The sequence below is a fragment of the Collinsella sp. SGI.178 genome, from assembly GCF_050313495.1.
Lineage (GTDB): Bacteria > Actinomycetota > Coriobacteriia > Coriobacteriales > Coriobacteriaceae > Collinsella.
The window spans coordinates 1-1,089 of record NZ_JBNPLM010000052.1; the positions used below are offsets into that span (position 1 = coordinate 1).

The 1,089-nt window shown below is 67.4% G+C and carries 2 protein-coding genes; both read right to left on the reverse strand.

Annotated features, from left to right (window positions below):
• The coding region (locus ACQRAQ_RS08585; protein WP_427794551.1) for an IS3 family transposase at positions 1 to 624 on the reverse strand (624 nt) is incomplete at its 3' end.
• A 20-nt stretch (positions 625 to 644) separates the two neighbouring features.
• A partial coding sequence (locus tag ACQRAQ_RS08590) for a transposase (RefSeq protein WP_427794552.1) occupies positions 645 to 1,089 on the reverse strand: 445 nt, incomplete at its 5' end.

Sequence of the window (1,089 nt, forward strand, 5' to 3'; positions counted from 1 at the left end):
GCCGGCCTCCTCCAACCGTCTGCACCAACCGGCCTGCTGGTACTGCCAGCCCATGTCCGAGTGCAGGATCGGCCTGGAGCCCTTGGGCTTCTTGGACACGAGCTGGTCGAGCAGCTCGTGCTGCTGAGCCATGTTGGGGTGCAGCGACGTGGACCAGGCGACGATCTCCTTGCTGCCGAAGTCGTAGACCGGCGCGAAGTAGGCCTTGCCCCAGGGCTGTTTGAACTCGGTGACGTCGGTGCCCATCTTTTCCCACGGCCCGTCGGCGGCGAAGTCGCGCCCGATGACGTTCTCGAAGGTCTTTCCGACCTTGCCCCTGTACGAGTTGTACCTGTGGTAGTCGGTCTCGCGGCGGATCCCGCAGCTGATGCCCATCTCGCGCATCATCTTCAGCACGGTCTTGTAGGCTATGCGCACGCCCTGCTCGGCGCGCAGGCACATGGCGATCTGCCTGTGGCCGCACCCGTTGGCCGTGCGCGAGAATATCTCGGCGGCGGCCTCCCAGAGCTCGGGCCTGGTGGGAGCCTTCGGGTGCGACAGCGCGTAGTAGTAGCTCGACCTCGCCAGGCCGGCGCACTCCAGCAGGCACCCCAGCCCGTACCCCTCTTCGCGCAGGGCGCTCACGGCCTCGACCTTCGCCCTGGTCAGAGTCCGTCCCTCTCGACCAGGGCACGCAATTTTTTTAGGTAGGCCACCTCGGTCTCGAGCCTTCGGCAGCGCTCCTCGAGCTCCTGCTCGCGCGTGCGCGGCCTCGCCTTGGAACCGCTCGGCCGGCCCTTGGGCCTGGGCCTGAGCGCCTCGGCGCCGCCCTCGCGGTAGAGCGCGCACCATCTCTTGAGCGGCGCCAGGGACATGACCCCGAACGCCTCCATGGCGTCCCGCTTGCTCATGCCGCCGTCGACGACGGCGGAGGCGGCGGCGACCTTCTGCTCGTATGTGTACCTGGTCTGCTTGCCGTCCATGGATAGCAGCACCTCGCTTCCGAACGACCGGTATACGTAGAGCCATTGTCTCACGGTGTCGCGCGGGACCGACAGCGCCTTCGCCGCCGACTCGGAGCCGTGGCCTCGCTCGAAGAGCCCGATCGCC